We start from the raw sequence: 25,831 nt of genomic DNA on the forward strand, positions 1-25,831 counted from the left end.
CGGAAGCTAAGCCTCATAGCGCCGATGGTACTGCAGGGGGGACCCTGTGGGAGAGTAGGACACCGCCGAACTTCTTTTAGACAAAATGGCCACCCAACGCTGGGTGGCCATTTTGCGTTTTACAGGAAGTTGAGAGAATCAGGATCATGCCGAACGAGGATGAGCGTCGCCCACGACGCGATGAAAGCTCCAGTCCCAGACGCGACGACCGTCAGGGGCGCCCACGATCCGATCGCTCAACTGCTGCTGGCAAGTCCAGCGCACCGCGCCGTGATGGTGCTGCTCCTCGTCGTGAGGGCGGTTACCAGTCGCGTGATGGTGCTCCGCGCCGTGATGGTGCTGCTCCGCGCCGTGATGGTGCTGCTCCTCGTCGCGATGGTGCTGCACCTCGTCGTGAGGGCGGTTACCAGTCGCGTGATGGTGCACCCCGTCGTGATGGTGCTGCTCCGCGTCGTGAGGGCGGTTACCAGTCGCGTGATGGTGCTCCGCGCCGTGACGGTGCTGCGCCTCGTCGTGAAGGCGGTTACCAGTCGCGTGACGGTGCGCCCCGTCGCGAGGGGGGCTACCAGGGTCGTGATGGCGGACCACGCCGCGATGACCGGCCCGCTGGTCGGGGCTTCCCGCAGCGCGGGGGAACGGGACGCGACCGTCCGGATCGCCAGTCGGATGACCGTCCGCGGCACGATGATCCACTGATTCCAGAAGACGTCGGTGCCGACGCATTGCACGCCTCCGCGCGTAACGAGTTGAAGACTCTGAGCAAGGAGAACGCAGAGCAGGTCGCGCGACACCTGGCGATGGCCGCTCGTCTCATCGATGAAGACCCCGCTCTGGCGCACGAGCACGCTCTGGCGGCATCCCGTCGTGCCGGCCGTATCGCCATCGTCCGCGAGTCGCTGGCGATCACCGCCTACTCAATCGGCGACTTCGCACTCGCGCTGCGCGAACTGCGCACCTACCGCCGGATTTCAGGCAAAGACGATCAGATCGCTCTGATGGTGGACAGCGAACGCGGCATCGGCCGCGCAGACCGTGCGCTGGAGACCGGACGCGCCGTCGATCGTTCGAAGTTGGTAACTCCTGTTCGCGTCGCACTTGCGATCGCGATGTCAGGTGCGCGACTCGACCAGGGCGAGCTCGAGCTCGCGCTCGGCGAGCTGCAGATTCCGGAACTCGACCCGGACCGTGCTTTCGAATTCAGCCCTGCTCTCTTCAGCGCGCATGCCGCCGTACTCGAAGATCTGGGACGCGATGACGAGGCAGCTTTCTGGGCAGAGCGCGCTGAGGTCGCATCTGACGCACTCGGCCTGAGCGGCGATGATGAAGAAGAAATCATCATCGAAGACGGCCTGATCGAGGAAGAAGACGGTCCGACTGAAGAAGGGGCATCCTGAGTGGCGTTTTTCTCCAAGTCTCGCCCGACTCCGCTGGACGGTGTCGACGTTGTGCTGGCTGATCTCGATGGCGTCGTCTACGCCGGCCCTGGCGCACTCCCATACGCGGTTGAGAGCCTGAACACCGCAGCTGAGACCCGTCGCATCGGCTACATCACCAACAATGCGTCTCGCACTGATGTCTCAGTTGCCGAACACCTCACCTCGCTCGGACTGGCTGTTGCGGCCAACGATGTCGTGACCAGTCCACAGGCCGCCATGCGTCTGCTCCAGACGATGGTTCCCGCTCCTGCAACCCTGCTGATCGTCGGGGGAGAGGGCCTTGTCGTCGAAGCGGAGAAGGCCGGCTACTCGGTCACCCGCAGCGCAGAGGACGCGCCGGATGCCGTCGTTCAGGGCTTCGCGCCCGACGTGGCCTGGACCGACCTCGCCGAGGCGGCATTCGCGCTCAAGCTACCGGAAGAAGAGGGTGGCATCCCCTGGATCGCCACCAACAGCGACTGGACCATTCCGCGCGAGCGCGGCGTTGCACCGGGCAACGGAACTCTGGTTTCCGCAGTTCACACGGCGATCGGCCGCCTCGCCACAGTGGCCGGCAAACCGGAAGTTCCCATCTTCGAAGAAGCTCTGGCCCGCTTCGGCGCAGCAAAGTCGCTTTTCATCGGTGACCGCCTCGACACCGATATCCTCGGTGCCGCACGCGTCGGAATTGATTCGGCGCTGGTGCTGACCGGTATCGACCGGCCAAAGCATGTGCTGGCAGCGCCCGAGGGCTCGCGTCCCACCTTCATCCTCAGTGATCTGCGTGAACTGCATGAGCCGTACCCGCAGACCCAGCGTAAGGACGGCGTGGTCACGGTGAACGGGGCATCCGTTCGCGTCACCGGCGGCGACGTCGAGATCCTCGCTGAGGGCAAGCGCCAGGTCGATCTCGTGCGTGCTGGTGCGGCGGCGATCTGGGACTCCGGAACGCCGGTGTTCGTGCTTCGCGTGCCGGAGAAACTCTACGAAGACCCGTTCCATCGTCCGTGAGTGCGCCGCATCGACCATGTCGGTAGTGGCACGTACAGTGGAACTGTGAGCGATGAAGATAGGGCGGCGCCGACCGATGGCCTCTGGAGCAGATTGCGCCTGATCGAGGGCCAGCCCCTTGCCGCGCGCGCCGATGCCTATACGACGCTCCACGACGAACTTTTCCGACGTCTGGAGAGCGGCACCAAGCTCGACTCTCGAGAGAAGCATTCGTCGGGAGCGAAGTGACTCGTCTCGACGCCGCTCTGGCCGCTCGAGGTCTGGCGCGCTCTCGAACCCATGCCGCCACGCTGATTGCGGCAGGCCTGGTGCGCGTCGATGGGCGACAGATCATCAAGCCCTCCGCAACGGTGGGCGAATCATCCCGAATCGACGTCGCCGAAACTGATCACTATGTCAGCCGCGGGGCACACAAACTCGTGGCTGCTCTGGATGCCTTCGACGTCAAGGCGACCGGTCGGCTCGCTCTGGACATGGGGGCATCCACCGGTGGATTCACCCAGGTTCTGCGCGAGCGTGGCGCGCGCAAGGTGCTCGCTGTCGACGTGGGGCATGGGCAACTCGCCGCCTCAGTCGCCGAAGACCCGGACGTGGTCAATGTCGAAGGCTTCAACGTCCGCTACATGACGGCTGCAAGCCTGGCCGAAGCCACCGGCGAAGCCGAAGCCCCGGATCTGATCGTGGGCGATCTTTCTTTCATCTCACTCGAGCTGATTCTCCCGGCCGCCACGGCGGTTGCTGCGCCGACTGCGGACATCGTCGTGCTCGTGAAGCCGCAGTTCGAGGTCGGGCGCACAGCCGTCAGGGGCGGATTGGTCACTGATCCGGCCACGCGTGCGGATGCTGTTGCCCGCGTCGTCTGGCACGGCTGGGATGCTGGTCTCGGCATGTTGGGGATCGTGGCCTCGCCGATTCTCGGCACGCATGGCAACGCGGAGTTCCTCATCCACATGGCGCCCGGACGCGGCAGCAATCCGACAGAATGGACGGGACGCATCGACGAGCTGGCAGGAGGACGATGAACGAGCGCAATATCCTGGTTGTCGCCCATGCCGGCCGGGAAGACACCGTCGCAGCAGCCCGTCGTGTCATCGACCTGTTGCGCAGCGCCGGCGCACGGCCTGTGCTGGCAGTCGATGATCGTATTGAACTTTCCGCCGTTGATGAGATCTTCGCCGACGTCGACACGTTGGGCGATGTCGTCGCTGTGGACGATCTCGAGTTGGCCATCGTCTTGGGCGGTGACGGCACCATCCTGCGTGCCGCTGAGCTGGTTCGCGGCACCCGCAGCGCCCCCGTGCTCGGCATCAACATGGGGCACGTCGGCTTCCTCGCCGAGATCGAACGGGATGCCATGGATGATGCCGTGCACCGTGTCATCGCCCGCGATTACGACGTCGAAGAGCGTCTTGCTCTGGCCGTTCGCGTGAAGGATGCTCAGGGAGAGGTCGTCTTCGAGACGTGGGCGCTAAACGAGGCGACGGTCGAAAAGGCGAGTCGCGAGCGCATGATCGAGGTCGTCCTCGAGATCGATGGTCGGCCGCTGTCGAGCTACGGCTGCGACGGCATGGTCATCTCCACTCCCACTGGTTCCACGGCATATAACTTCTCGGCGGGCGGCCCTGTGATCTGGCCCGGGGTGGAAGCGATCTCCGTAATCCCGCTGTCCGCGCACGCCCTGTTCGCGCGCCCGCTCGTCGTGAGCCCGGATGCCTCGGTCGCCATCGAGATGCTCGAACGCACCGATGGCACCGGCATTCTGTGGTGCGACGGGCGTCGTTCGCATGAGCTTCCTCCCGGAGCGCGTGTTGTCGTGCGTCGATCGTCTCGTCCGGTGCGTCTGGCACGCCTTCATCCGGCCGCGTTCACTGACCGCCTCGTACGCAAGTTCCAGCTGCCAGTGGCCGGCTGGCGCGGGCAGAGCGGCGGAGCACAGACGTGATCGAAGAGATGCGGATGCAGGGGCTCGGAGTCATCGCCGACGCGGTACTGCCTCTCGGCCCGGGGTTCACCGCGATCACCGGTGAAACCGGAGCCGGAAAGACCATGGTCGTCACTGGGCTCGGACTGCTGCTGGGCCAGCGCGCCGACTCCGGTGCGGTGCGCGCAGGATCAGCGCAGGCGTCGGCGGCCGGCGTCTGGATCGTGCCGACGACAGGGTCTGTCGCCGATATCGTGGCGGGTGCCGGTGGCGAACTGGAACCCATCGATGCGAACCGCAGTGAGCTGTATGTCTCGCGCACGCTCAGCGCCGAGGGGCGCAGCCGGGCGAGTGTCGGCGGACGGGCGGCGCCAGCCAGCGTTCTGTCGGCACTGGCCGATGAACTGGTGGTCGTGCACGGGCAGTCCGAGCAGCTTCGCCTGCGATCAACGGCAGCGCAACGAGACGCTCTTGATCGCTTCGGCGGAGCATCCATCGCTACTGCTGTGGTGGCGTATGCGGAGGCGTTCACGCGGTGGCGTGATCTGAACTTGGAGATCATCGAGATCACCGAGAACAGTGACCGACGCGCTGAAGAAGCGGGCCGGCTGCGTGAGGCGCTGGAGCTGATCGAGGCGACTGCGCCGGAGGCAGGCGAGGACACAGCTCTCGCCGAGCGGGCCGAGCGGCTCGCCAACGCTGAAGAGCTGCGGCTCGCGGCATCCCTTGCGCGCAACGCGCTCTCGAGCGAAGAAGACGAACCAGACGCCGCGGAGCTGCTGGCTGAAGCGCGCCGCAACCTCGAGAGGGCTGCCGACACCACGCTCAGCGAGATTGCCGAGGGCATCGCCGATGTCGGCTACCGGGTGACAGATCTCGCGCTGCAGCTCTCCGCGTACCTCGCCGACCTCGACGAGACCGGACCGCACGAGCTCGCGGCGGTCGAAGAACGGCGCGCGGCGCTCACGACACTCATCCGCACGCACGGGTCGTTGGACGAAGCGCTGGAGCTCTGGGAGAGCGGATCCACACGACTCGCCGAGCTTGACGACGACGGCGACCGCCTGGAACGACTGCACGAAGAGCGCGACGCCGCACGTGTGCGACTGGATGATGCCGCTACCCGGTTGACGAAGGCGCGGACAGAAGCGGCCACGCGCCTCGGCGCCGCGGTCACCGAAGAGTTGCATGCGCTGGCAATGCCGGATGCGCGCCTCGAGGTTGAGGTGCGTGCGGGAACGGAAACTGCCAGTGGCCGCGATGATGTGGCGATTCTGCTTGCACCCCACCCTGGTGCTGAACCGCGGTCAGTCGCCAAGAGTGCGTCCGGCGGAGAGCTGTCGCGCGTGATGCTCGCCATCGAGGTTGTCATCGCCGGAACCGACCCCGTCCCCACCTTCGTGTTCGACGAGGTGGATGCCGGAATCGGTGGTGCCGCTGCGATCGAGGTTGGGCGGCGACTCGCCCGGCTTGCAGAGACTTCTCAAGTGATTGCTGTGACGCACCTCGCTCAGGTCGCAGCCTTCGCCTCGAACCACCTCACCGTCGTGAAAGCTCATGATGGTGCCGTAACCGCGTCCAGTGTCCGCCGTTTGGAGGGGAACGAGCGCGAAGAGGAGATGGCACGACTGCTCTCCGGACTCGCCGATTCCGACGCAGCCCTCACCCATGCCCGAGAACTTCTCAGCCTTCCGGTCTGAGCTAACTGTTAGGATTGAAGCCCGTGATGAACTCTTCTGATGCGGGGCCCAAAAACGACACGACCAAACACATTTTTGTGACTGGCGGTGTCGTTTCATCTTTGGGCAAGGGGCTCACAGCAGCCAGCCTGGGAAACCTTCTCACCGCGCGCGGTCTGCGCGTGGTCATGCAGAAGCTCGACCCCTATCTGAACGTCGATCCCGGCACGATGAACCCGTTCCAACACGGTGAGGTCTTCGTCACCGACGACGGCGCCGAGACGGACCTCGACATCGGCCACTACGAGCGCTTTCTCGACATCAACCTGTCGCAGGCGGCCAACGTCACCACAGGTCAGATCTACTCGCAGGTGATCGCCAGGGAGCGCCGCGGGGAGTACCTCGGCGACACCGTGCAGGTTATTCCGCACATCACCGACGAGATCAAGCGCCGGATGCGTCTGCAGGCCGACGAGACGCCGAAGCCTGACGTCATCATCACCGAGGTCGGCGGCACCGTCGGTGACATCGAGTCGCAGCCATTCCTTGAGGCCGCGCGCCAGCTGCGCCACGAACTCGGTCGAGACAGCGTGTTCTTCGTGCACGTTTCGCTCGTGCCGTTCATGGGGGCTTCGGGGGAGCAGAAGACCAAGCCGACACAGCACTCGGTCGCAGCCCTTCGCCAGGTCGGCATCCAGCCTGATGCGCTCGTGCTGCGCAGCGACCGACCCGTCAGCGAGAGCAATCGCAACAAGATCGCGCTCATGTGCGATGTCGACGTCGAAGGCGTGATCAACACCGTCGATCTGCCCAGCATCTACGACATTCCCTCGACCCTCAACGACCAGGGCCTCGACTCGTACATCGCGCGTCGGCTCGGACTCGACGCCAAGGCGAACGAAGTCGACTGGTCGCGCTGGCAGAAGGTGCTGCACGCTGTGCACAACCCCAAGCACGAGGTGACGATCGGTCTTGTCGGCAAGTACATCGACCTGCCCGACGCCTACCTCTCGGTGACCGAGGCGCTGAAGGCTGGCGGATTCGCGCAGGAGACCAAGGTCAACATCCGCTGGATCCCCTCCGACTCCTGCGAGACGCCGGAAGGCGCGGAGAAGGCGCTCGGCGACCTGGACGGCATCTGCGTTCCCGGCGGCTTCGGCATCCGCGGCATCGAGGGCAAGCTCGGCGCACTGAAGTTCGCGCGCGAACAGGGCATTCCGACTCTTGGCCTGTGCCTGGGTCTTCAGTGCATGGTCATCGAGTACGCACGCAATGTGGCCGGTATCGCCGGAGCATCCTCCACCGAGTTCGACCCTGAGACGGCGGAGCCGGTCATCGCGACCATGGCCGAGCAGGTCGACATCATCGATGGCGGCGACCTGGGCGGCACCATGCGGCTCGGGCTGTACCAGGCGGCATTGGCCGAAGGCTCGTTGGCGGCTGAGGTCTACGGTTCGACGGAGATCTCCGAGCGCCATCGCCACCGCTACGAGGTCAACAACGCCTACCGTGCGCGCATCGCGGATGCTGGGCTCGTGTTCTCGGGTCTGAACCCCGAGCTCGATCTCGTCGAGTTCGCCGAGTTGCCGCGCGACGTGCACCCCTACTACATCGCAACGCAGGCGCATCCTGAGTTGCGTTCGCGTCCGACGACCCCGCACCCGTTGTTCCGCGGTCTGATCGGTGCTGCCATCGAGCGCCACCGCTCCAGCGAGCTCTTCGACGTGGAGTCCGATGCCTGAGTCTTCGGCCGCTCTACTCGTCGAGATGCCAGAGGCCGGCCTGCACGACGAGCCTTTTGAGCCCGCGGCCGTCAACAGTGATGTCGTCTACAAGGGCTGGGTGTGGGATGTCCGATCTGATCGCCTTGCCTACGGTGATGGTGAGATCACCCGCGAGTACGTCGATCATCCCGGCGCGGTCGCTGTGCTCGCGCTCGACGACGACGGCCGGGTGCTGCTGATCCAGCAGTACCGGCATCCGATCCGCCACCGTGACTGGGAACTGCCTGCGGGGCTGCTCGATATCGCGGGGGAAGAGCCGATGGTCGCGGCCCAGCGCGAGCTGGCCGAGGAAGCCGATATCGTCGCCCGACACTGGGAGCTGCTGGTGTCGACGTGGACGACGCCGGGCGGCAACAACGAGATGATTCACATCTATCTCGCCACCGGCATCGACTCGGCAGCGGCCGTTTACGAGCGATCCGATGAAGAAGCTGACATCCGGGTGGAGTGGGTGGCGCTGTCTGACGTCGTCGACGGCGTGCTTGCCGGGCGTTTGCACAACGGCATCCTTTCCATCGGCGCGCTCGCGGCCGAGCGGAGACTGCGGAGCTAGTCGTGCTGATCGACCGCGCGATCGATGCGTACCTCCGACACGTCACGATCGAGCGCGGGCTGTCCGAGCACACCGTCGGCGCGTACCGCCGAGATCTGGCTGTGTACCTGGCCTGGTTGACAGATGTTGGGGTCAACGACACGTCAGCGGTGACAGGGGCCATCATCGGCCGCTTCATCGCCGACCGTTCGGCCATGGTGCCGCGTCCTGCCGCGACAAGCCTGGCACGGCTACAGTCGTCGGTACGGGGGCTGCACCGTTTTCTCGTGCGCGAGGGAATCGAGCTCGAAGACCCCAGCGGCAGGCTTCGACCGCCCAAGGCTCCGCAACGTCTGCCGAAGGCGCTCTCGATCGACCAGGTCGAGCGGCTGCTGGCGGCACCGTCTGCTGAGGAACCGATCGGCATTCGCGACCGTGCTCTGCTCGAGTTGCTCTACGCGACCGGTGCACGCGTATCGGAGGCAGTGAGCCTCGATGTCGACGACCTCGCCCATGGTGACGTGCTGCGTCTTCGCGGCAAAGGCTCCAAGGAGCGCATCGTGCCGCTCGGCTCGTTTGCGCGGAATGCCGTGGATGCCTACCTCACGCGGGTGCGGCCGGCCCTCGCAGCTAAGGGCCAGGCATCAGCACGGCTGTTCCTCGGAGCACGCGGAGCTCCGCTTTCACGTCAGAGTGCCTGGTTGGTGATCCGTGCGGCGGCCGAGGCCTCGCACATCACCGCCGAAGTATCACCGCACACGCTCCGCCACTCGTTCGCGACCCATCTGCTGCAGGGCGGCGCAGATGTGCGCGTGGTGCAGGAACTGCTGGGCCATGCATCCGTCGCAACGACCCAGATCTACACCCATGTGTCGGTGGACACGCTTCGTGACATCTACGCGACCTCGCATCCGCGGGCGCGTTAGTTGCGAGTGGCCGCGCGTGGCTCACTTTCTCGTCCAGAAGGAGCCACAACTACCCACTCGCAGCGGGGATCAAGCCGGGATCTGGGGGAGAGCGGGGCGGCGCGGAAGACAACGGGCAGTCAATCGGTAGAATCGAGCAAGCACGAAGGAAGCAGGAGATTCGGTGGCTCAGAACGTGGCGAAGTCCAAGGGTAAGACGTCGAACGCTGGCGGCACCCTGATGGGACCCACCGGGCGTCCGTATAACGGCTTCGACATCCCGGCCCCGTTGGAGTCCCATGGTCCGGCGCGAATCATCGCGCTGTGCAACCAGAAGGGCGGCGTCGGCAAGACCACGACAACGATCAACCTGGCAGCATCCCTCGCTGAGTACGGTCGCAAGGTGCTCGCCGTCGACTTCGACCCGCAGGGTGCGCTCTCGGCCGGCCTCGGGATCCCCACGCACGACGTGCCTACAATCTACGACCTGCTGCTGGACACCAAGCGCGATGCGCGCGATGTCATCGTGAAGTCTTCCGTCGACGGGCTCGACGTGATGCCCGCGAACATCGACCTGTCTGCCGCTGAGGTGCACCTGGTCAACGAGGTTGCGCGTGAGACGATCCTCGCCCGCGTGCTGCGTCAGGTCTCCAGCGAATACGACGTCATCCTCATCGACTGCCAGCCTTCGCTCGGCCTGCTCACCGTCAACGCGCTCACGGCCAGCCACGGTGTGCTGATTCCGTTGGAGTGCGAGTTCTTCGCGCTGCGTGGTGTGGCTCTGCTCATCGAGACCATCGAGAAGGTTCGTGATCGGCTCAACCCGGCCATTCAGCTCGACGGGCTGCTTGCGACCATGTACGACGCACGCACGTTGCACTCCCGTGAGGTGCTGGAACGGGTCGTCGAGACATTCGGCGATGACGTGCTGGAAACTGTGATCGGACGCACGGTGAAGTTTCCTGACGCATCGGTATCGGGTGTTCCGATCACCGAGTTCGCGCCAGAGCATGCCGCCGCCCAGGCGTACTTGCGACTGGCCCGGGAGCTGGTCGCCCGTGGCGCCGTCGCCTAGCGAAGAACCTGTCGAAGGGTTCCGCGTCTCCCTGTCGAATTTCGACGGCCCGTTCGACCTTCTCCTGAATCTCATCTCCAAGCATGAGATGGACATCACCGAGGTCTCGCTGAGCGCGGTCACCAATGAGTTCATCACGTACCTCGGCGCGCTTGAATCGGACGAGGAGCTGGATCAGGCATCCGAATTCCTCGTCGTTGCCGCCACCCTGCTGGATATGAAGGTGGCGGGCCTACTGCCTCAGGGCGAACTCGTCGATGCCGAAGCCGTGGCGCTGCTGGAAGCACGAGATCTGCTGTTCGCGCGACTGCTGCAGTACCGGGCCTTCAAAGAGGTATCGACCTGGTTCTCCCGTTGTCTGCAACGAGAGGATCGGCGCCACTCGCGCGCCGTGCGCCTCGACGAGAAGCACCGCAAGCAGACGCCGGATCTGGTGTGGACACTGAGCGTGGACGATTTCGCGGCGCTCGCGCTGCTCGCCTTTGCGCCGAAAGACATCCCCAGTGTCGGGCTCGACCACCTGCACGCGCCGCTGGTCAGCATTCGAGAGCAGGCCGCCATCGTGGTGACTCTGCTGCGCAACACCGAGTCCCTCACCTTCCGTGAGCTGGTCTCCGGAACGACCGAGCCAGGAATCGTCGTCGCGCGGTTCATCTCCGTGCTTGAGCTCTACCGACACGCCGCCCTTTCCTTCGAACAGATCGAACCGCTCGGCGAGCTGACGCTGCGCTGGGCCGCCGATTCCTGGTCTGACGAGACACTTGCGAGCCTGGGGGCCGACTATGACCGATGACACTTCGACCAGCCCCGAGTCTGTCGACGAGGCAGTGCCGGTCTCACCACTCACCGAGAAACTCGAGGCGATTCTGCTGATCATCGATGAGCCGCTGGGACTCGTCGCTCTCGCGGCGGCCGTGGGCGCTCCGGTGCCGGCCGTGCGCCAGGCGATCGAAACGCTCGTCGATGACTACGACGGCAACGGGCAGGGACCGCGGCGAGGGTTCGAGCTGCGCGAGGTCGGCGGCGGATGGCGACTGTATGTTCGTGAGGGCCACGACGCGCTTGTCGCCGAGTTCATCGGCGGGCAGGCGCCGGCCCGACTGTCGCAGGCTGCGCTGGAAACCTTGGCCGTGATCGCCTATAAGCAGCCGGTCACGCGTAGCCAGGTGGCATCCATTCGCGCTGTGAACGTCGATTCCGTCGTACGCACGCTTCTTGCCCGCGGGCTCATCACCGAACTGTTCGCTGATTCTGAGACCGGTGCGATCAACTACGGCACCACCGATGCGCTGTTACAGAACCTGGGTATCAACTCGATCGACGAGTTGCCCCCGATATCGCCGCTCCTCGATGACGGCGCTGATGGATTCGACGAAGGAAATATCCGATGAATGACTCGACACCCGACCCGTCCACAAGCCTCGGTGACGGAGCATTACCGGACGGCGTGCGCCTGCAGAAGGTCCTCGCGGCGGCAGGCGTGGCATCCCGTCGCGTGGTGGAGCAGTACATCGTCGAGGGCCGAATCCGCGTCAACGGCAAGGTCGTCGAAGAGTTGGGACGGCGGATCGACCCGGAGAACGACCTGGTCGACGTCGACGGCACCGCCATCCAACTCGATGTGTCGAAGCGCTACGTCATGCTGAACAAGCCCACCGGCGTCGTCAGCACGATGAAAGACGAGAACGGCCGCCCGGATCTGCGTCAGTACACGAAGGACTGGGAAGAGCGGCTGTACAACGTCGGACGGCTGGATGCTGAGACCAGTGGCCTGCTCATCCTCACGAACGATGGTGAACTCGCACATGTGCTCGCGCACCCCTCGTTCGGGGTCACCAAGGTCTATATCGCCAAGGTCGAGGGCACGGTCACAGCGCAGGTGATCGCGCAGCTGACCCGCGGGATCGAGCTCGAAGACGGCCCGATCAAGGCAGACAAGGCACGACTGCTGGACACGTCGACCGGCTCAGTGACCGGTCAAGCCGCCTCCAGCCTGGTAGAGCTCACCCTGCACTCGGGACGCAACCGCATCGTCCGCCGGATGCTCGCCGCTGTCGGGCATCCGGTCACTGAACTCGTCCGTCGCCAGTTCGGCCCGCTCCACCTGGGAACTCTCCCGGCGGGGAAGACCCGGGAACTGACTAAAATCGAACGTGGTGCGCTGTTGACTCTCTCGCGCCACGATTCCTCCTCGGACACCACGCCGGGAGACGCCCAGGAGAACGAGTGACCGAGACCGCCAGAACCCATGGCAGCAGCCGAGCGCTGCGGCTTTCGGGGACGGTGCGCATCGTCGGTGCCGGCCTTCTCGGGTCGAGTATCGGGCACGCGCTGACAGCCAAGGGTGTGGACGTCGTCCTGTCGGACACCTCGCCCGCGCAACTCCGCCTGGCGATTGACTACGGTGCGGGGCGTGCCGCTCGCGATGATGACGCGCCCGCTTTGATCGTGGTTTCCGTCCCGCCGGATGTCACAGCTGACGTCATTGAGGCGGAACTTGTTCGATTCCCGGATGCCGTGGTCACTGATGTCGCCAGCGTCAAACTGGAACCGTTCCGCCTGCTCAAGCAACGCGGTGTCGACATCACCCGCTACATCGGCTCGCATCCCCTTGCCGGACGCGAGCGCGGGGGAGCGATCTCCGCACGCGCGGACCTGTTCATCGGTCGCCCGTGGGTTGTCTGCCGTGACGAGGAAACCCGGGCTGCTGATCTCGCGCTCGTAGAGGCGCTCGCGCTCGACGTCGGAGCGATGCCGCTGGAGATGACTCCCGAAGAGCACGACCGTTCGGTGGCGCTCACCTCGCACGTGCCGCAGGTGGTTGCCAGTCTGCTGGCCGCACGACTTGCCACCGCCGACGAGGACGCCCTTCGTCTGGCAGGGCAGGGGGTGCGCGACACCACGCGGATCGCTGCTTCCGCGCCGGAGCTGTGGGTGCAGATCCTCGGCGCCAATGCGCAGCCGGTGGTCGAGGTTCTCGACGCGCTCGCCGCAGACCTGCGCACCGTGTCGGATGCGCTTCGCGAACCCGAGGCACCCGGTGCACGCCGCGCTGTGGCCGAGGCGATCCGTCAGGGAAACGACGGCGTGGAGCGTCTGCCCGGCAAACATGGTCAGAATCGCCGGTTCGAACAGTTGGTCGTCATGGTCGACGACACCCCGGGGCAGCTCGGGCGCCTGTTCGGTGAGCTCGGCGAACTCGGAGTGAACGTAGAAGACCTGCGCCTGGAGCATTCGCCAGGCGCGCAGTTCGGCCTCGCTGAGATCAGCGTGGCCCCGGCTGCGCTGCTCGGCGCGATCGAAGGACTGCACACGCGCGGATGGCGAATTGCAGGAGCAACCAATGAGTGACGCTTCCATCCCCGCGCCGCTGGCTGAGCCTGTCGAAGGGGTGGCCGGAGCGGGCAAGTTCATTGCCATCGACGGACCGGCAGGCTCTGGCAAGTCCAGTGTCTCCAAGGCTGTCGCCCGCGCGCGCAGCTACGGCTACCTCGACACCGGCTCTGCATACCGGGCGCTGGCCTGGCACGTCCTCGAGCGTGGTGCTGACACCGAAGATGCCGAAGCCGTTCTGGCCGCGGCATCCGAATTCGATCTTCGTCTCGGGCTTGACCCTGATGACCGCACCGTCGCTGTCGGCGATAACGACATCACGGCAGCGATCCGTGAGCCCCGCGTCTCCGGAGCAGTCAGCGGCGTCGCACGAGTTCCCGCGGTGCGCGAGCAGGTCAACATCTTCTTCCGTTCGTTGGTGGCGGCATCGCCCTACCCAGCGGTCGTCGTGGAAGGGCGCGATATCACCACGGTGGTCGCCCCGGACGCTGCGGTACGGATTCTTCTCACTGCCGCCCCCGAGGTGCGGGCGGCCAGACGAGCCGGTGAACTCGCCGGCGAGAATGCCGCTGCCGTTGCAGAAGCGCTGCACAAGCGCGATGCTTCGGACAGCGCCGTCGTCGACTTCCTGAACGCCGCAGATGGCGTTGAAGTCGTTGATTCGACGGACCTCGATTTCCCACAGACCATCGACGCCGTACTCGCGGTGATCGAACGAAAGCAAGGAGCGGAACATGGCCGCTGACGAATACGAGGGTGGTCCCGACCACCTCGCCGAGAAGATGGATGAGCTTGACGAACAGCTCGCCGAACAGCGTGCGGAGGCTCTGCGCGCTGGTCTCGCCGATTACGACCTGGACGAGGATGATGCCGCGCTGCTTGCCGGCCTTGCGCAGGCCGAGGGCGGGGTCGAATTCCTTCCCGCACTTCCGGTCGTGGCGATCGTCGGACGTCCGAACGTCGGCAAGTCCGCGCTGGTGAACCGTATCCTCGGGCGCCGCGAAGCAGTCGTGGAAGACACCCCCGGTGTCACACGCGACCGCGTGACTTACAAGGGCGAATGGAACGACCGGCGCTTCTCGCTGGTCGACACCGGCGGGTGGGAGCCGGATGCCAAGGGCATCGACCGTTCGGTTGCAGCCCAGGCCGAGGTCGCGATCGACCTTTCGGACCTCGTGCTGTTCGTCGTCGACGCGATGGTGGGGGCCACCTCCACCGACGAACACGTCGTGAAGCTGCTGCGCAAGAGCGGCAAGACGGTGTTCCTCGTCGCCAACAAGATCGACGATGCCCGCCAGGAGCCGGAGATCGCCTCCCTGTGGAGCCTCGGTCTCGGCCAGCCGTACCCGACCTCGGCCGTGCACGGTCGAGGAGTCGCGGATCTGCTGGATGCCGTGCTTGAGAAGCTGCCGTCGATCTCGTCGGTCGCGAAGTACGAGATCGGCGGTCCCCGTCGCGTCGCGATCCTCGGACGCCCGAACGTCGGCAAGTCGTCGCTGCTGAACAAGGCTGCCGGTGAAGACCGCGTCGTTGTCAACGAACTGGCCGGAACCACCCGTGATCCGGTGGATGAGGTCGTCGAACTCGGCGGAAAGCTGTGGCGCCTGATCGACACGGCCGGCATCCGTCGGCGAGTGCACCTGCAGCAGGGTGCTGACTTCTACGCTTCGCTGCGTACCTCGGCTGCGCTTGAGAAAGCGGAAGTCGCCGTCGTCGTGCTGGACGTTTCTGAGTCGCTCAGCGAGCAGGACGTGCGCATCATCGATCTCGTTCTTGAATCCGGACGCTCGCTCGTGCTGGCGTTCAACAAGTGGGATCGCCTGACCGACGACGACATGGAGAACCAGGACCGTCGCCGCTACCTGGAGCGTGAGATCGAGCAGGACCTCGCGCACGTCGCGTGGGCTCCGCGCGTGAACATCTCCGCGAAGACCGGTCGTCACCTCGACAAGCTCGTCCCGGCGCTGGAGACGGCGCTGGAGAACTGGGATCGCCGCATTCCGACCGGCAAGTTCAACGCGTTCCTGAGCGAACTGATCGCCGAGCACCCGCACCCGCTGCGCGGTGGCAAGCAGCCGCGCATCCTGTTCGGTACGCAGGCCGCGACGCGCCCGCCGACGTTCGTGCTGTTCACAACCGGGTTCCTCGACCCGGGTTACCGGCGCTTCATTCAGCGTCGACTGCGTGAGCTCTACGAGTTCGAGGGCACGCCGATCGTCATCAACATGCGCGTTCGGGAGAAGCGCCAGCGCTAGTCGCAGAAGGTTGCCTAACGGCTGACCGAGTGATGCAATAGAAGGTGGATGCTGCGACACAGCGGCATCCACCTTCTGCGCCCACAAGGCCCGTCGAAAGAGGTTGCAATGTCGCATACCCTGCCCCTGCCCGAGTTCGCCCACGAACGTGTGGAGGTGATCACCGGACGGCGCAGCGGCCTGCTCATTGCGGTAGCGCTGCACTCGTCGGTGCTCGGTTCTGCCCTTGGCGGTGCGAGGCTGTGGACGTACCCGCACTGGAGCGATGCTCTCGGTGACGCCCTGCGTCTTTCCGCAGCGATGACGTTGAAGAATGCGACGGCAGGGTTGGATGCTGGCGGTGGAAAGTCCGTCATCGGGCTGGAGCCCGGCACCGAGCTTGACGCGCAACGGCGTCGTGATGCGTTCCTCGATCTCGGTGACGCAGTGGAATCGATGGGCGGTCTGTACCGTACCGCCGAGGACGTTGGCTCGACCATGGACGACATGGCCGTTGTCGCTGAGCGCACGGCCCATGTCGTAGGACTTCCGGATGCTACCGGTGGCTCGGGTGAACCGGCCGGGCCCACGAGCCTGGGCGTCTACGAATCACTGCGCGCTGTACTGGAGCGCACCACGGGTTCGGCGGACGTGGCTGGGCGCCGCATCACGATCTCCGGACTCGGCCAGGTTGGCGGACGCCTCGCCGTTCGGCTTTCGACCGAGGGGGCGGTGCTGACGGTCACCGACGTCAACTCCGCGCGTCAGCATCTGGCGGGCGAGCTGGGGGCGAAGTGGGTGGAGCCTGGCACGGAGCACCTTGTGCCGGCGGATGTGTTCGTGCCGGCCGGCATCGGCGGGCTGCTGACGGACGAGGTCATTGATGCCCTCGACACCGCCGCAGTCTGCGGGCCGGCGAACAATCCGCTCGCTTCGCACAGCGGTGCGGATCGGCTGGCTTCGCGCGGCATCCTGTACGCACCGGATTTCGTCGTCAACGCTGGCGGTGTGATCTATCTCGACCATGAGGCCAAGCAGCTCGGCACGCGGGCTGAGATTATGGAGCGCGTCGCGCAGATCGGCGACACTGTCCGCACGATCCTCACCGATTCTGCAGAGCGTGGGATCACGCCCCTCGCGGCGGCGGAAGAGCTCGCGGCCGCACGTCTGCGCTCGGGTGCACCTACGCCCGCGCTGAGCTAATCGTCGCGGGGCTGGGGCCGCTCAGACGCCGTACGCGTCGCGAAGACGCTCGCGCAGCTGGTGGCTGCACGCGGTGACGGCCTCAGTCCAGGTGGTGTTCGCGTCATCTTGAGCACGGTCGGAGACGGCCTTCCAAATGCGGATTGGTACGCCGAACTGCGCGGCGACCCACGCGTACGCGTACGACTCCATGTCGACGAGGCGACCGCCCAGCGCCAGGATCAGCTGTACGGCATCGGCATCGTCGATGAAGCTGTCTCCGGTGGCGATGACCATGTCGCCGTCGCTGAGATCCATGCGTTGCGGCATGGACACATGCTCGCCGCGGACGCCTTCTTCGTTGATCACGTCGTGCTGGAACGTCCAGTTGATCTCGTGGACACCGGATGCGACGGACTCGTCGAGAGCACCGGCGGTGCCTACCACGAGAATCTCGTCGTAGGTGCCGGCGTCGAGGGCGCGGGTGAGGGCAAAGGTGGCCTTGAGTTTGCCGGGTCCGGTCACGAGGCGTTCAAACCCGGGCAGATCTTCGGGGAAGGCGACGAGTTCGGAATCAAGGGCGGCGACGAGAAGCTTCACCCGACTATTCTCCCAGAGTTACGTTGCCGCTCGTGTCTGTCGCCGACCCAGAGGAGTGGATGCTGTGAAATGCTGAGGTAATGACGATCGTTCCTCCTGTTCCCGGTGAGCCGCGACGTCCGGATGGGCCGCGGGATCCTGGTGACGCCTGGGTTGTTGCGGCGACCGGGGAGAAGTACTGGGGGCGTTTCGGCGCAGCCGGTTTGCTGGCGGTGGATGCCGAGCGCGGCATCCTGTTGCAGCACCGGGTCAGCTGGAGTCATTTCGGCGGCACCTGGGGGTTGCCCGGGGGAGCGTTGCACGAGGGCGAATCTGCGATCGATGGGGCGTTGCGTGAGGCGACGGAAGAAGCAGGTGTCCCCGTGGGGGCGGTTTCGCCACGGTTCACCAGTGTGCTCGATCTGAAGATCTGGTCGTATACGACGGTCGTCGCCGACGTGGTCAGGCCGTTCGAGCCGGTGATCAGCGACCCCGAGAGCGTGGCTCTGGAGTGGGTGCCTGTCGATGAGGTCACCGAGCGTCCACTGCATCCGGGGTTTGCCGATGCGTGGCCGAGCCTGCGCGAAAGGCTGGGCTGAGCGGATTCAGTCTCGCCCGCGCAACCGGTCGATGTCTCGTCTTTCGCGTTTCGTCGGGCGGCCTGCACCGCGGTCGCGCAGGCCAAGGGCGGCAACCGGGTCGCGCGGGGGAGTGCGGTCCTCGTAAGCGAGTGCGGCGACCGGCGGGCCGACGCGTTTGGTGAGCGTCTGCCGGACGACGAGGAGGCGGTCAAACCCACTGATACGCACCCGCAGTTCGTCGCCGGGCTTCACCATCTGGGCGGCTTTGGCCTTTTCGCCGTTGACGCGCACATGCCCGGCGCGGCATGCGGTTGTGGCGGCGGAGCGGGTCTTGTAGATGCGGATCGCCCACAGCCAACTGTCGACTCTGACCGGGGCATCCATCATGAGGTTTTTCTCAGACGGAGGGTCACGAGAGCACCGGCGATGATCAGCCCCTGGCCGAGCGTGTAGGTGAGCATCACCAGCGGACTCGTCCACTGCGGCATCGTGTCGGAGAGGAAGAGGCGGAAAGCGAGGACGGTGTCGCTGATGAGGAAGAAGACACCACCCCAGATGATGAGGGGATGGCAGCGCGTCGAGAACGCGGCGGTGCTGCCGAGTACCAGGCCGTACCCGGCGACGGCGAGTAGCAGCGGGCCCGTGTGCGGGCCGAGGACAGCGACCATGGCGACCCACCAAGCGGCGTAGACCAGTGCCCACGGCGGCATCTTTCGCAGGCGCAGGGTGCGCAGGAACACGATGATGTACGCGATGTGAGCGATGCCGAAGAACAGCAGCATCAGGGGGAGCTCGGGCCCGCCGGGGAAGAAGGCGCCGGCGCCGTCGCCGAGCCAGGAGAAGAACACGGCTGCCACGAGGAGTGCGATCGCCAGATGAGGGCGAAGCCGCAGCGAGAGCAGGATCGGCAGAGCGAGCAAAGGCATGAGCCAGAGCTTGGTCGGCCCGGCAATGTCGCTCTGAACGGCCAGGGCGATCACATGCACGACCGACATTACGACGTACGGGATGAAAGCCCAGAGCTGGAGGGCGCGGGGTGGGGTGCTGCGCTGCATCCCCCCATCGTAGATCGGCGGCTCAGCCGCGGAGGTCGAGACTCACCAGCGGTCGGTTGGGTTTGGTGCTCGGCACTTCGGTGAACCCGGCGTTCAAGAAGGTCGACAGTGCGCCGTGGAAGAGATCGTTCACACGCACGTCGGTCAGCGCGGTGTTGATCGGGTAGCCCTCGATGACGCGGGCGCCGGATGCCCGGGCGAAATCGATCCCGGCTTTCAGGAGCGCGGCGTTGATGCCCTGCCCTCTGTGCTCCTTGCGGACGACGAAGCACGTGACCGCCCAGACGCTATTGTCGTCGAGCGGTTCGCGGGTGGTGGTGATGATGTTGCGGGTTCGGGCGAGGCGGCGTTGGGCGGGACGCGGACCGATGCGCATCCATCCTGCGGCTTCGTCGTCGACGTAGGCGACGAGGCCGGGTGGGGAGTCGGAGGCGATCTCCTGTTGGAATATCGTCGTGCGCGCATCGAAGCTGGTGGACTCCCACTCCTTGTTGGTCAGCACGGGCCAAACGCACTGGCAACTTCGTCCGTCGCCGCCACCGCTCAACGCGTGCTGGATGTCGTCCCAGAGCTCGGGACGGGCAAGAGCGGTCGTGATTGTTGGCATATCGGCACGCTACGCCGGGGTCCCGACACAGGCAAGGGCTCGTTCTCACGCCGGTTCGCGAAGGCGTTGAAATCCGGCTAAGATAGGGGAGTTGCCTGCGCGTGAGCGCAGAACAACGGGCTGTGGCGCAGCTTGGTAGCGCACCTGACTGGGGGTCAGGGGGTCGCAGGTTCAAATCCTGTCAGCCCGACCAAAGAATCGCGGAAACTCAAGGGTTTCCGCGATTTTTCGTTGGTGATGGAGCAGGTCCTTGAATATCCGCAGGTCACGTTGCGTTGTGCGGTTCACTTTTGTCTGGGGCCAACCGTAGAGTGACGCCATGGTGCGCGAGCGGACGTATTCCGACGAACAGCTGGCCGACGCGATCACGGCCTCGACTAGCTGGCGGGGCACGCTGCGCGCACTGGGACTCGCAAGCACGTCATCTGCCGCAATCTGCTCTGTGCGGACACGCGCCGATGAGCTCGGCCTGAGTTATCAGCACTTTTGTGGTCAGCGCCGTTGGACAGAAGACGAACTGAGAGGCGCGATCCGCAAGGCGGCCACCTGGGCTGAAGTAGGTGAAGCTTTGTCGATCATGCACGAGTCGGAAGTTGCGGTATTGAGGGGACATGCAGCAAGACTCAATATCGCAGTATCCCATCTCAAGGCGCCTGCGCGGGCTGATTCGGCGGCGGGGCTGACGCCCGCGATTCACCATCTTGATCGTGCAGGCGCCCTATTAGCGGCAGCTTGGTTCACGATGTCAGGTTGTGACGTCTCCTGGCCACTCGAGTCCAGTCGATACGACCTGCTTGTGTCTGACGCTCGCGGAATTCGGCGCGTGCAAGTCAAAACCACGCGTACGCGTTCAGGTAGGTCGTGGAAGGCTTACCTGTCGACGACGGGAAACGTCCGCAGAACGTACGGGCCAGAAGAGATCGACGAGTTCTTTGTCATTGATGGTGATCTGAATTGCTTTCTGATTCCGGTTGCTGACGTCGGCGGACTGCATGCGATTCATCTGAGCGCATACGCTCGATACAGACAACAACCGATGGCTAATATTCAGGCTTAGCCCTTGACCGCACCGTAGACGCCGTACTGGTCCATCGCCGTCGCGATCCGTCCCCTTCCGGTTCGTGGATTAATCCCGAGACGGCGCGAAGCTGCGTCGTGCACACCGACGATGATGAGCACCACGGGCGCGATGAGCTCGCCGCGGCGGCGGCGGGAAAGCACGATGGCGAGGACGACGATGGCGATGACCTTGATCCAGAACACGACGACGGAAATCGATCGCCGTGGAAGTGTTCCAGTTTTCGATGGCGACCGGGATGCCAATGGCAGCGAGCACCAATCCGCCGACGCTGATCGCGGCGAGCACCACACGCCAGGCCCATCCTGCCGGGGGCCGCTCAGCCGCCCCATGCGAATGCCGCGATGCCGAAGATGATTCCGGTGACGACGAGATCCCGTGCATAGCTCAGATCGAGCATTCTGCCTCCTGCACTTGACCATACTGGCGTTGATTTTTGGTGTTACGTGAGCGCTTTGTGCAGCAGCCTGCGGGCGTGGTCGGGTCCGGGCATTCGAGCGTCGGTGCCGGCGAGGCTGTCGACCAGCAACCCGTCGACGGTGACCAGGAGCGCGGCTGCGCGGGTCGCCGCATCCGGCAGCCCCGATGCGTGCAGTCGGTCGGTGAGCGCGCGATGAATCGTGCTGCCGGATTCGCTGAGAACGACACGCAGTTCCGGATGCCGCGTGCTCTCTAGGGTGAGTTCGAGCCGCGCGACATGCAGCCATCGCTGCTGTTCGAGGTCGGCGACGGCGTGGGCGAACGCGTCGACGAGTTCGTCCGGTGAGCTGGTGGGCAACGAAATTAGCATCTGGGCGTCGTGCTGCGCCAGTCGGCGCACGGCAGCCTCGAGCAGGCTGCCTCGAGACCGGAAGTAGTACGACGTGGTGCCTTCGGCCAGCCTGGCGGCACGGTCGACGGCCCGGTGCGTTAGGCCCCGGCTGCCTTCCCGCGCGATCGTCGCCAGGGCGGCGTCGGCCAGCTGCTCACGGCGGTTGCTGCTCAGCACGATGACCTCCGCGACAGGTTGACACCCTACTCTACAGGCGTAGAGTAGGGACCTCTCTACAAGAGTAGTAAATCATCGATGGAGGTGCCACATGCTGCTCGACCAGACCACGAAATCGGAGGAGCGAGCATGAACAGCGCGTTGACAACAACACTCTCGGTTGCCCTGTTCGCCGTATTTGCACTAATTCCCTTCCACCCACGTCGCAGTGCGCCGTTCCGGGTGACGTTCGCATTCGGGTGGTGGATGAACGAACTTCCGTTCATCGGGCTGTGGTGGCTGGTGGCCGGCACGTGGGCCACTGTGCTGAATCCGCAGCCGGGATTCTGGTGGTGGTTGACGGTCGTTGGTACCGCGCTGGTCGCCATGATGCTGGGGTGGATCCTGGTGCGTGCCGGTTCGTCGCGCACGACGCTCTCGGCAGCGCTGGAGAGCGTCTACGGACCCCGTGGGGTGGTGCCCAGGAGTCGTTCGTCGTGGTGGCGGATCGTGTTGCTACCCATCGTGTCGTGGCGCCCCGACGTACGACGCATCCGCAACCGACGCTACGGGCCGGCCCGCATCGGACACCTGCTTGACGTGTACGTGCCCCGCCACCGAACCAGTACGGCCCCGGCCCCCGTGCTCGTGTACCTCCACAACGGCGGCCTGAATGGTTTCGGTTGGGGCGGCAAGTCGATTTTCTCCCACGCCATGCTGTACTATCTCGCCGCCCGCGGATGGGTCTGCATCAGCGTGAACTACCGTATGTACGGCGTGCGATATCCGGACCAGATCGCCGACGCGCATGACGCACTGGACTGGGTCCGCGACCATGCCAGCGAGTACGGCGGCGACCCGGGCGCGATCTTCGTGGCCGGCGGTTCGTCAGGTGCCAACCTCGCCACGACCGCCGCACTGACCGGCGCGCCTGTGCGCGGCGTCGTCGCGTTGTACGAATACTTCGGCGCGGCCGGAATGGGCTCTGACGTGGTCTCGCCGCACACCGCGATCAATGCGGATGCCCCGCCCTTTCTGATCGTGCACGGCACGCACGACGCGCTGATCCCACGCGAAGAAGCGCGTGCCTACGCGGAGCAGCTTCGCGACGTGTCGACGAGCCCCGTCGTGTATGCGGAATTGCGCGGCGCGAACCACAACTTCGACATGTTCCCGTCGTTGCGGATGGCCGCCGTCTCAGAAGCCGTTCAGCGCTTCATCGAGCTCATCCTCGAAACCGACAGAACCGAGCACCGGCATAGCGCTCACCGCGGCCCGGTGCTCCGTCGGAATGGTGAGGCGAATTAACCACCTGGCGAAATCAAGTTGCCAGATAAACCATACGAGGAGACCATTTTGAATATTGCTTTGTGGATCGTTGCCGGACTGCTGGCTGCAGTTTTCCTGGCGTCCGGCACCGTGAAGCTGGTCCTGCCAAAGGCGAAGCTCGTCACTGCACCAGCCCAGGGCTGGGCCGAAGACTTCAGCGCAACCGCCATCAAGTCCATCGGTGTCGTCGAGGTTCTGGCCGCGTCGGGCCTGATCCTTCCCGCCGTGCTCAGCATCGCCCCGGTTCTGGTGCCACTAGCCGCCATCGGGCTAGCGGTAGTGATGGTCGGCGCGATCTTCGTCCACCTCCGCCGGGGAGAGGTGAAATCAATGACGGGGAACGTGGTCTACCTTGTCCTGGCCGTCTTTCTGGCGTGGGGCCGTTTCGGCCGGCATCCCTTCATAGGGTGAGACCTCGGTCGCGCACGTAGGTCCGGTCAAATCTGGTCAAGCGCTCAGGCATAGCGCAGTTGTAACTCTCGGGGGCGTTTCGTTGTTGCCAAGAGTGCCGGCCCCTTTTTCTGTCGATGTCATGATTTTGTGGGCGGTGAGGCCGTGAAATTCGGAAAGCGCCCTTTTTTTGGGCGCGTCGTATTGTTCTGGATGACGGCACGGGCACAGAGTGACGACATGTGCTGAAATGTATGCGTATGCATTGATCTGGTAGGGTGGAAGCATAAAAACACCCGCGCCGGCCTTGAGCCTAAAAAGCCCATTGAGCGCGTATCGCACGACGCAAATACGGATTCCAGCGTGCGGGCGCGGCAAAGAAAGGAACCTTCATGAGTCGTCTAGAAAACAAGGTCGCTATCGTGACCGGAGCCGGTGCAGGCATGGGCGAGTCGCACGCCCGCGTGCTCGCTGAGCACGGAGCACGGGTCGTGCTGACCGATGTCAACGCCGAGGCTGGCCAAAAGGTCGCCAACGAGATCGGCGAGAATGCACTGTTCATCAAGCACGACGTCACAGATTTTGAAGCCTGGGCCGACGTGGTCAAGCAGGCGAACGACAAGTTCGGCCCCGTCAACGTGCTCGTCAACAACGCGGGCCTGGCGGGCCCCATGGCCAAGATCGAAGAACTGTCGCTTGAAGACTACGACCGCACGGTCGCCGTCGATCAGCACGGCGTCTTCTACGGCATCAAGGCTGTACTGCCGGGCATGCTCGAGAACGGCGGCGGCTCCATCATCAACATCTCTTCGGTCGCGGGCTTCGTCTACCAGGCCACGAACGCCGCCTACGCTGCGGCGAAGTTCGCTGTCCGCGGCCTCACCAAGGCTGTCGCCATCGAGTACGCCGACAAGGGCATCCGCGCCAACTCCGTTCACCCCGGAGCAGTCATGACGCCGCTGCTCGCCAGTGTTCCGAAGGAAGACGTCGACGCGTTTGCGCAGACCATCCCCGTGAAGCGCATGGCCGACGTGCGTGAAATCTCCGACCTCGTCGTCTTCCTCGCATCGGATGAGTCGACGTACATCACCGGCAGTGAGCTCGTCATCGACGGTGGTGCCACGGCGATTTAGCTGTACTCGGTCAGTACGTTTGTGACCGATAGAAGAGAAGGCCGGCAGTCTGAGTGGTGCTATACACACTCAGACTGCAGGCCTTCTCGCGTTCCACGGCTAAATGAGCGCCTGGCTGAGACTGGTGTAGGAATTCGCGGGCGGTTTCGGAGGAGGCGTGGCCGAGGAGACCTCGCGTGCGCTCTGGGCGATGCCCCCTCAGCAGATTATTCTCGGGAGTCATCACGGCTAAGGCTCCGCTTGGGCCGATTCTTGTCTGGACTCATGGGTGGGAGCCCGTCGCGCACCGCCTCGTCGAGAACTCTTGTCAGCGGTGCGATCGTGTTCTTGATCGTGGATGCGCCGTACCTCATCACCCATTCGTCGATGGTGTGGTCGATCATAATCTAGTCTTGAAAAACTAGTTTTGCGTGATTAGTCTCGACGGTATGAGCCAAGACCTCCCTCGCGCGGCCCGTAAGAATGTTCTAGGCCTCGCTGTTCTCGCGTATCTGACTCAGCAACCGATGCATGCTTATGAGTTGTATCGACAGCTGAAGAACAATGACGCAGCTAAGACGTTCAAGCTCAGCTACGGCGCGCTGTACGGCGTGGTCAAACAGCTCGCTGAAGCAGAAATGATCGTTGCTGCGGGTACCGGCCGCACCGGCAAACTCCCCAAGCACACCGTCTACGAGTTGACGGATGCCGGCCGCGTCGAGACCCGCGCCTGGTTGCGAGATCTTATTGAGAACCCGCCAGCCGAGTTTCCATCGCTTTCCGCTGCCTTGTCGCTCGTGGCGATCCTTGCCATCGATGAAGCGGTCGAGTCACTTCGAACAAGACAGCGGCAGAACCAAACAGAAGCATCAGCATTGGCCGTGCAGGCGGCGACAACCATCGCCGGAGGTGTCCATCCGATCTTCCTGGTGGAAGACGACTACCGCATCGCGCTGCTGCGGGCGGAGTCCGAATTCATCGACACCTTGATTCGCAAGATCACCAGTACCGGCTGGGCACCGTTCTGGAACAGTCGACCCGACCCCACTCGTTAGAAAGGAA

At 64.5% G+C, this 25,831-nt stretch carries 30 protein-coding genes, 1 tRNA gene, 1 rRNA gene and 1 pseudogene; 26 read left to right on the forward strand and 7 right to left on the reverse strand.

Annotated features, from left to right (window positions below; translation table 11 throughout):
* The 19 genes from rrf to ACSS7Z_RS12855 form a co-directional block, all read left to right on the forward strand.
* A 5S ribosomal RNA gene (gene rrf / locus ACSS7Z_RS12765) occupies positions 1–71 on the forward strand; the annotation flags it as partial.
* An 88-nt stretch (positions 72–159) separates the two neighbouring features.
* Complete coding sequence (locus ACSS7Z_RS12770; protein WP_438255243.1) at positions 160–696, forward strand: hypothetical protein; 537 nt, start codon at positions 160–162, stop codon at positions 694–696.
* A gap of 50 nt (positions 697–746) precedes the next feature.
* A complete protein-coding gene (locus tag ACSS7Z_RS12775) occupies positions 747–1,394 on the forward strand; it encodes a hypothetical protein (protein WP_438255245.1) in 648 nt (215 codons plus the stop codon).
* Positions 1,395–2,426, forward strand: coding sequence for an HAD-IIA family hydrolase (locus tag ACSS7Z_RS12780; RefSeq protein ID WP_438255247.1), 1,032 nt, complete (start codon positions 1,395–1,397; stop codon positions 2,424–2,426).
* 45 nt (positions 2,427–2,471) lie between these two features.
* Positions 2,472–2,654, forward strand: coding sequence for a hypothetical protein (locus tag ACSS7Z_RS12785; protein WP_438255248.1), 183 nt, complete (start codon positions 2,472–2,474; stop codon positions 2,652–2,654).
* A complete protein-coding gene (locus tag ACSS7Z_RS12790; protein ID WP_438255250.1) occupies positions 2,651–3,448 on the forward strand; it encodes a TlyA family RNA methyltransferase in 798 nt (265 codons plus the stop codon). The genes ACSS7Z_RS12785 and ACSS7Z_RS12790 overlap by 4 nt, the downstream gene beginning before the upstream one ends.
* The gene (locus tag ACSS7Z_RS12795; protein WP_438255251.1) at positions 3,445–4,368 is read left to right on the forward strand and encodes an NAD kinase; all 924 of its coding nucleotides are present in this window, start codon (positions 3,445–3,447) and stop codon (positions 4,366–4,368) included. Before ACSS7Z_RS12790 ends, ACSS7Z_RS12795 begins: the two co-directional genes overlap by 4 nt.
* Positions 4,365–6,047 (forward strand): DNA repair protein RecN, encoded by a 1,683-nt coding sequence (gene recN, locus ACSS7Z_RS12800; RefSeq protein ID WP_438255252.1) that lies wholly within the window; start codon positions 4,365–4,367, stop codon positions 6,045–6,047. Before ACSS7Z_RS12795 ends, recN begins: the two co-directional genes overlap by 4 nt.
* A 26-nt stretch (positions 6,048–6,073) precedes the next feature.
* Complete coding sequence (pyrG, locus tag ACSS7Z_RS12805) at positions 6,074–7,768, forward strand: CTP synthase (protein ID WP_438255450.1); 1,695 nt, start codon at positions 6,074–6,076, stop codon at positions 7,766–7,768.
* Positions 7,761–8,363 (forward strand): NUDIX domain-containing protein, encoded by a 603-nt coding sequence (locus tag ACSS7Z_RS12810; protein ID WP_438255253.1) that lies wholly within the window; start codon positions 7,761–7,763, stop codon positions 8,361–8,363. Before pyrG ends, ACSS7Z_RS12810 begins: the two co-directional genes overlap by 8 nt.
* A gap of 2 nt (positions 8,364–8,365) precedes the next feature.
* Positions 8,366–9,268 (forward strand): site-specific tyrosine recombinase XerD, encoded by a 903-nt coding sequence (gene xerD / locus ACSS7Z_RS12815; RefSeq protein WP_438255254.1) that lies wholly within the window; start codon positions 8,366–8,368, stop codon positions 9,266–9,268.
* Positions 9,269–9,488: 220 nt separating this feature from the next.
* Complete coding sequence (locus tag ACSS7Z_RS12820) at positions 9,489–10,322, forward strand: ParA family protein (RefSeq protein WP_438255451.1); 834 nt, start codon at positions 9,489–9,491, stop codon at positions 10,320–10,322.
* Positions 10,306–11,115, forward strand: a complete 810-nt coding sequence (locus ACSS7Z_RS12825) for a segregation and condensation protein A (protein WP_438255255.1) — start codon at positions 10,306–10,308, stop codon at positions 11,113–11,115. Before ACSS7Z_RS12820 ends, ACSS7Z_RS12825 begins: the two co-directional genes overlap by 17 nt.
* Positions 11,105–11,713 (forward strand): SMC-Scp complex subunit ScpB, encoded by a 609-nt coding sequence (scpB, locus tag ACSS7Z_RS12830; protein WP_438255256.1) that lies wholly within the window; start codon positions 11,105–11,107, stop codon positions 11,711–11,713. Before ACSS7Z_RS12825 ends, scpB begins: the two co-directional genes overlap by 11 nt.
* Entirely contained in the window at positions 11,710–12,552 is an 843-nt protein-coding gene (locus tag ACSS7Z_RS12835) for a pseudouridine synthase (protein ID WP_438255257.1), read from the forward strand. Before scpB ends, ACSS7Z_RS12835 begins: the two co-directional genes overlap by 4 nt.
* Positions 12,549–13,673 (forward strand): prephenate dehydrogenase, encoded by a 1,125-nt coding sequence (locus tag ACSS7Z_RS12840; protein ID WP_438255258.1) that lies wholly within the window; start codon positions 12,549–12,551, stop codon positions 13,671–13,673. The genes ACSS7Z_RS12835 and ACSS7Z_RS12840 overlap by 4 nt, the downstream gene beginning before the upstream one ends.
* Positions 13,666–14,400 carry a (d)CMP kinase gene (cmk, locus tag ACSS7Z_RS12845; protein ID WP_438255259.1) on the forward strand — a complete coding sequence of 245 codons (735 nt, stop codon included), beginning with the start codon at positions 13,666–13,668 and terminating at the stop codon, positions 14,398–14,400. Before ACSS7Z_RS12840 ends, cmk begins: the two co-directional genes overlap by 8 nt.
* Positions 14,390–15,910 (forward strand): ribosome biogenesis GTPase Der, encoded by a 1,521-nt coding sequence (gene der, locus ACSS7Z_RS12850; RefSeq protein ID WP_438255260.1) that lies wholly within the window; start codon positions 14,390–14,392, stop codon positions 15,908–15,910. The genes cmk and der overlap by 11 nt, the downstream gene beginning before the upstream one ends.
* A 108-nt stretch (positions 15,911–16,018) precedes the next feature.
* Complete coding sequence (locus ACSS7Z_RS12855; protein ID WP_438255261.1) at positions 16,019–17,092, forward strand: Glu/Leu/Phe/Val dehydrogenase family protein; 1,074 nt, start codon at positions 16,019–16,021, stop codon at positions 17,090–17,092.
* Positions 17,093–17,113: 21 nt separating this feature from the next.
* Here the strand turns inward: ACSS7Z_RS12855 and ACSS7Z_RS12860 are convergent, their stop codons facing one another.
* A complete protein-coding gene (locus ACSS7Z_RS12860; protein WP_438255262.1) occupies positions 17,114–17,671 on the reverse strand; it encodes a nucleosidase in 558 nt (185 codons plus the stop codon).
* A gap of 80 nt (positions 17,672–17,751) precedes the next feature.
* Between ACSS7Z_RS12860 and ACSS7Z_RS12865 the strand changes: the two are divergent.
* Positions 17,752–18,243, forward strand: a pseudogene (locus ACSS7Z_RS12865) (NUDIX domain-containing protein); the annotation flags it as partial.
* Positions 18,244–18,255: 12 nt separating this feature from the next.
* Here ACSS7Z_RS12865 and ACSS7Z_RS12870 read toward each other — a convergent pair.
* From ACSS7Z_RS12870 to ACSS7Z_RS12880, 3 genes are read right to left on the reverse strand one after another with little or no spacing between them, the layout of a single operon-like run.
* Positions 18,256–18,618 (reverse strand): Hsp15 family ribosome-associated heat shock protein, encoded by a 363-nt coding sequence (locus ACSS7Z_RS12870; protein WP_438255263.1) that lies wholly within the window; start codon positions 18,616–18,618, stop codon positions 18,256–18,258.
* A complete protein-coding gene (locus ACSS7Z_RS12875; RefSeq protein ID WP_438255264.1) occupies positions 18,615–19,286 on the reverse strand; it encodes a lysoplasmalogenase family protein in 672 nt (223 codons plus the stop codon). The genes ACSS7Z_RS12870 and ACSS7Z_RS12875 overlap by 4 nt, the downstream gene beginning before the upstream one ends.
* Positions 19,287–19,308: 22 nt before the next feature.
* Entirely contained in the window at positions 19,309–19,893 is a 585-nt protein-coding gene (locus ACSS7Z_RS12880; RefSeq protein WP_438255265.1) for a GNAT family N-acetyltransferase, read from the reverse strand.
* 116 nt (positions 19,894–20,009) lie between these two features.
* On the opposite strand from ACSS7Z_RS12880, the gene ACSS7Z_RS12885 reads away from it, so the two are divergent.
* Together ACSS7Z_RS12885 and ACSS7Z_RS12890 are read left to right on the forward strand one after the other, a co-directional pair.
* Positions 20,010–20,086: transfer RNA gene (locus tag ACSS7Z_RS12885), tRNA-Pro, on the forward strand.
* A 126-nt stretch (positions 20,087–20,212) separates the two neighbouring features.
* Positions 20,213–20,950: a group I intron-associated PD-(D/E)XK endonuclease gene (locus ACSS7Z_RS12890; RefSeq protein ID WP_438255266.1), complete on the forward strand. Its 738-nt coding sequence runs from the start codon at positions 20,213–20,215 to the stop codon at positions 20,948–20,950.
* Here the strand turns inward: ACSS7Z_RS12890 and ACSS7Z_RS12895 are convergent.
* On the reverse strand, positions 20,947–21,156 hold the full coding sequence (locus ACSS7Z_RS12895; RefSeq protein ID WP_438255267.1) for a hypothetical protein: 210 nt from the start codon (positions 21,154–21,156) through the stop codon (positions 20,947–20,949). The genes ACSS7Z_RS12890 and ACSS7Z_RS12895 overlap by 4 nt on opposite strands.
* Positions 21,157–21,413: 257 nt before the next feature.
* Positions 21,414–21,959: a TetR/AcrR family transcriptional regulator gene (locus ACSS7Z_RS12900; RefSeq protein ID WP_438255268.1), complete on the reverse strand. Its 546-nt coding sequence runs from the start codon at positions 21,957–21,959 to the stop codon at positions 21,414–21,416.
* A 129-nt stretch (positions 21,960–22,088) separates the two neighbouring features.
* Here ACSS7Z_RS12900 and ACSS7Z_RS12905 point away from each other — a divergent pair, with 129 nt between their 5' ends.
* The 3 genes from ACSS7Z_RS12905 to ACSS7Z_RS12915 all read left to right on the forward strand — a co-directional run bounded on the left by ACSS7Z_RS12905 (position 22,089) and on the right by ACSS7Z_RS12915 (position 24,790).
* Positions 22,089–23,246, forward strand: coding sequence for an alpha/beta hydrolase (locus ACSS7Z_RS12905; protein WP_438255269.1), 1,158 nt, complete (start codon positions 22,089–22,091; stop codon positions 23,244–23,246).
* Between the two features lie 48 nt (positions 23,247–23,294).
* On the forward strand, positions 23,295–23,678 hold the full coding sequence (locus tag ACSS7Z_RS12910; protein WP_438255270.1) for a DoxX family protein: 384 nt from the start codon (positions 23,295–23,297) through the stop codon (positions 23,676–23,678).
* A 371-nt stretch (positions 23,679–24,049) separates the two neighbouring features.
* Positions 24,050–24,790, forward strand: coding sequence for an SDR family NAD(P)-dependent oxidoreductase (locus ACSS7Z_RS12915; protein ID WP_438255271.1), 741 nt, complete (start codon positions 24,050–24,052; stop codon positions 24,788–24,790).
* Between the two features lie 206 nt (positions 24,791–24,996).
* Here ACSS7Z_RS12915 and ACSS7Z_RS12920 read toward each other — a convergent pair whose 3' ends face one another.
* The gene (locus ACSS7Z_RS12920; protein ID WP_438255272.1) at positions 24,997–25,173 is read right to left on the reverse strand and encodes a hypothetical protein; all 177 of its coding nucleotides are present in this window, start codon (positions 25,171–25,173) and stop codon (positions 24,997–24,999) included.
* Between the two features lie 45 nt (positions 25,174–25,218).
* Here ACSS7Z_RS12920 and ACSS7Z_RS12925 point away from each other — a divergent pair, with 45 nt between their 5' ends.
* Positions 25,219–25,824 carry a PadR family transcriptional regulator gene (locus ACSS7Z_RS12925; protein WP_438255273.1) on the forward strand — a complete coding sequence of 202 codons (606 nt, stop codon included), beginning with the start codon at positions 25,219–25,221 and terminating at the stop codon, positions 25,822–25,824.
* Positions 25,825–25,831: the final 7 nt, after the last annotated feature.

Origin of the sequence: Microbacterium wangyouchuni (assembly GCF_051546305.1) — a bacterium.
GTDB lineage: Bacteria > Actinomycetota > Actinomycetes > Actinomycetales > Microbacteriaceae > Microbacterium.

Bases quoted from the DNA above. Each gene is read 5' to 3' on its own strand.
- ACSS7Z_RS12770 (WP_438255243.1), top strand. From the start codon at position 160: ATGAGCGTCGCCCACGACGCGATGAAAGCTCCAGTCCCAGACGCGACG.
- ACSS7Z_RS12795 (WP_438255251.1), top strand. From the start codon at position 3,445: ATGAACGAGCGCAATATCCTGGTTGTCGCCCATGCCGGCCGGGAAGAC.
- pyrG (WP_438255450.1), top strand. From the start codon at position 6,074: ATGAACTCTTCTGATGCGGGGCCCAAAAACGACACGACCAAACACATT.
- ACSS7Z_RS12810 (WP_438255253.1), top strand. From the start codon at position 7,761: ATGCCTGAGTCTTCGGCCGCTCTACTCGTCGAGATGCCAGAGGCCGGC.
- ACSS7Z_RS12820 (WP_438255451.1), top strand. From the start codon at position 9,489: ATGGGACCCACCGGGCGTCCGTATAACGGCTTCGACATCCCGGCCCCG.
- scpB (WP_438255256.1), top strand. From the start codon at position 11,105: ATGACCGATGACACTTCGACCAGCCCCGAGTCTGTCGACGAGGCAGTG.
- ACSS7Z_RS12835 (WP_438255257.1), top strand. From the start codon at position 11,710: ATGAATGACTCGACACCCGACCCGTCCACAAGCCTCGGTGACGGAGCA.
- cmk (WP_438255259.1), top strand. From the start codon at position 13,666: ATGAGTGACGCTTCCATCCCCGCGCCGCTGGCTGAGCCTGTCGAAGGG.
- der (WP_438255260.1), top strand. From the start codon at position 14,390: ATGGCCGCTGACGAATACGAGGGTGGTCCCGACCACCTCGCCGAGAAG.
- ACSS7Z_RS12855 (WP_438255261.1), top strand. From the start codon at position 16,019: ATGTCGCATACCCTGCCCCTGCCCGAGTTCGCCCACGAACGTGTGGAG.
- ACSS7Z_RS12870 (WP_438255263.1), bottom strand. From the start codon at position 18,618: ATGATGGATGCCCCGGTCAGAGTCGACAGTTGGCTGTGGGCGATCCGC.
- ACSS7Z_RS12875 (WP_438255264.1), bottom strand. From the start codon at position 19,286: ATGCAGCGCAGCACCCCACCCCGCGCCCTCCAGCTCTGGGCTTTCATC.
- ACSS7Z_RS12880 (WP_438255265.1), bottom strand. From the start codon at position 19,893: ATGCCAACAATCACGACCGCTCTTGCCCGTCCCGAGCTCTGGGACGAC.
- ACSS7Z_RS12890 (WP_438255266.1), top strand. From the start codon at position 20,213: ATGGTGCGCGAGCGGACGTATTCCGACGAACAGCTGGCCGACGCGATC.
- ACSS7Z_RS12905 (WP_438255269.1), top strand. From the start codon at position 22,089: ATGAACAGCGCGTTGACAACAACACTCTCGGTTGCCCTGTTCGCCGTA.
- ACSS7Z_RS12915 (WP_438255271.1), top strand. From the start codon at position 24,050: ATGAGTCGTCTAGAAAACAAGGTCGCTATCGTGACCGGAGCCGGTGCA.
- ACSS7Z_RS12920 (WP_438255272.1), bottom strand. From the start codon at position 25,173: ATGATCGACCACACCATCGACGAATGGGTGATGAGGTACGGCGCATCC.
- ACSS7Z_RS12925 (WP_438255273.1), top strand. From the start codon at position 25,219: ATGAGCCAAGACCTCCCTCGCGCGGCCCGTAAGAATGTTCTAGGCCTC.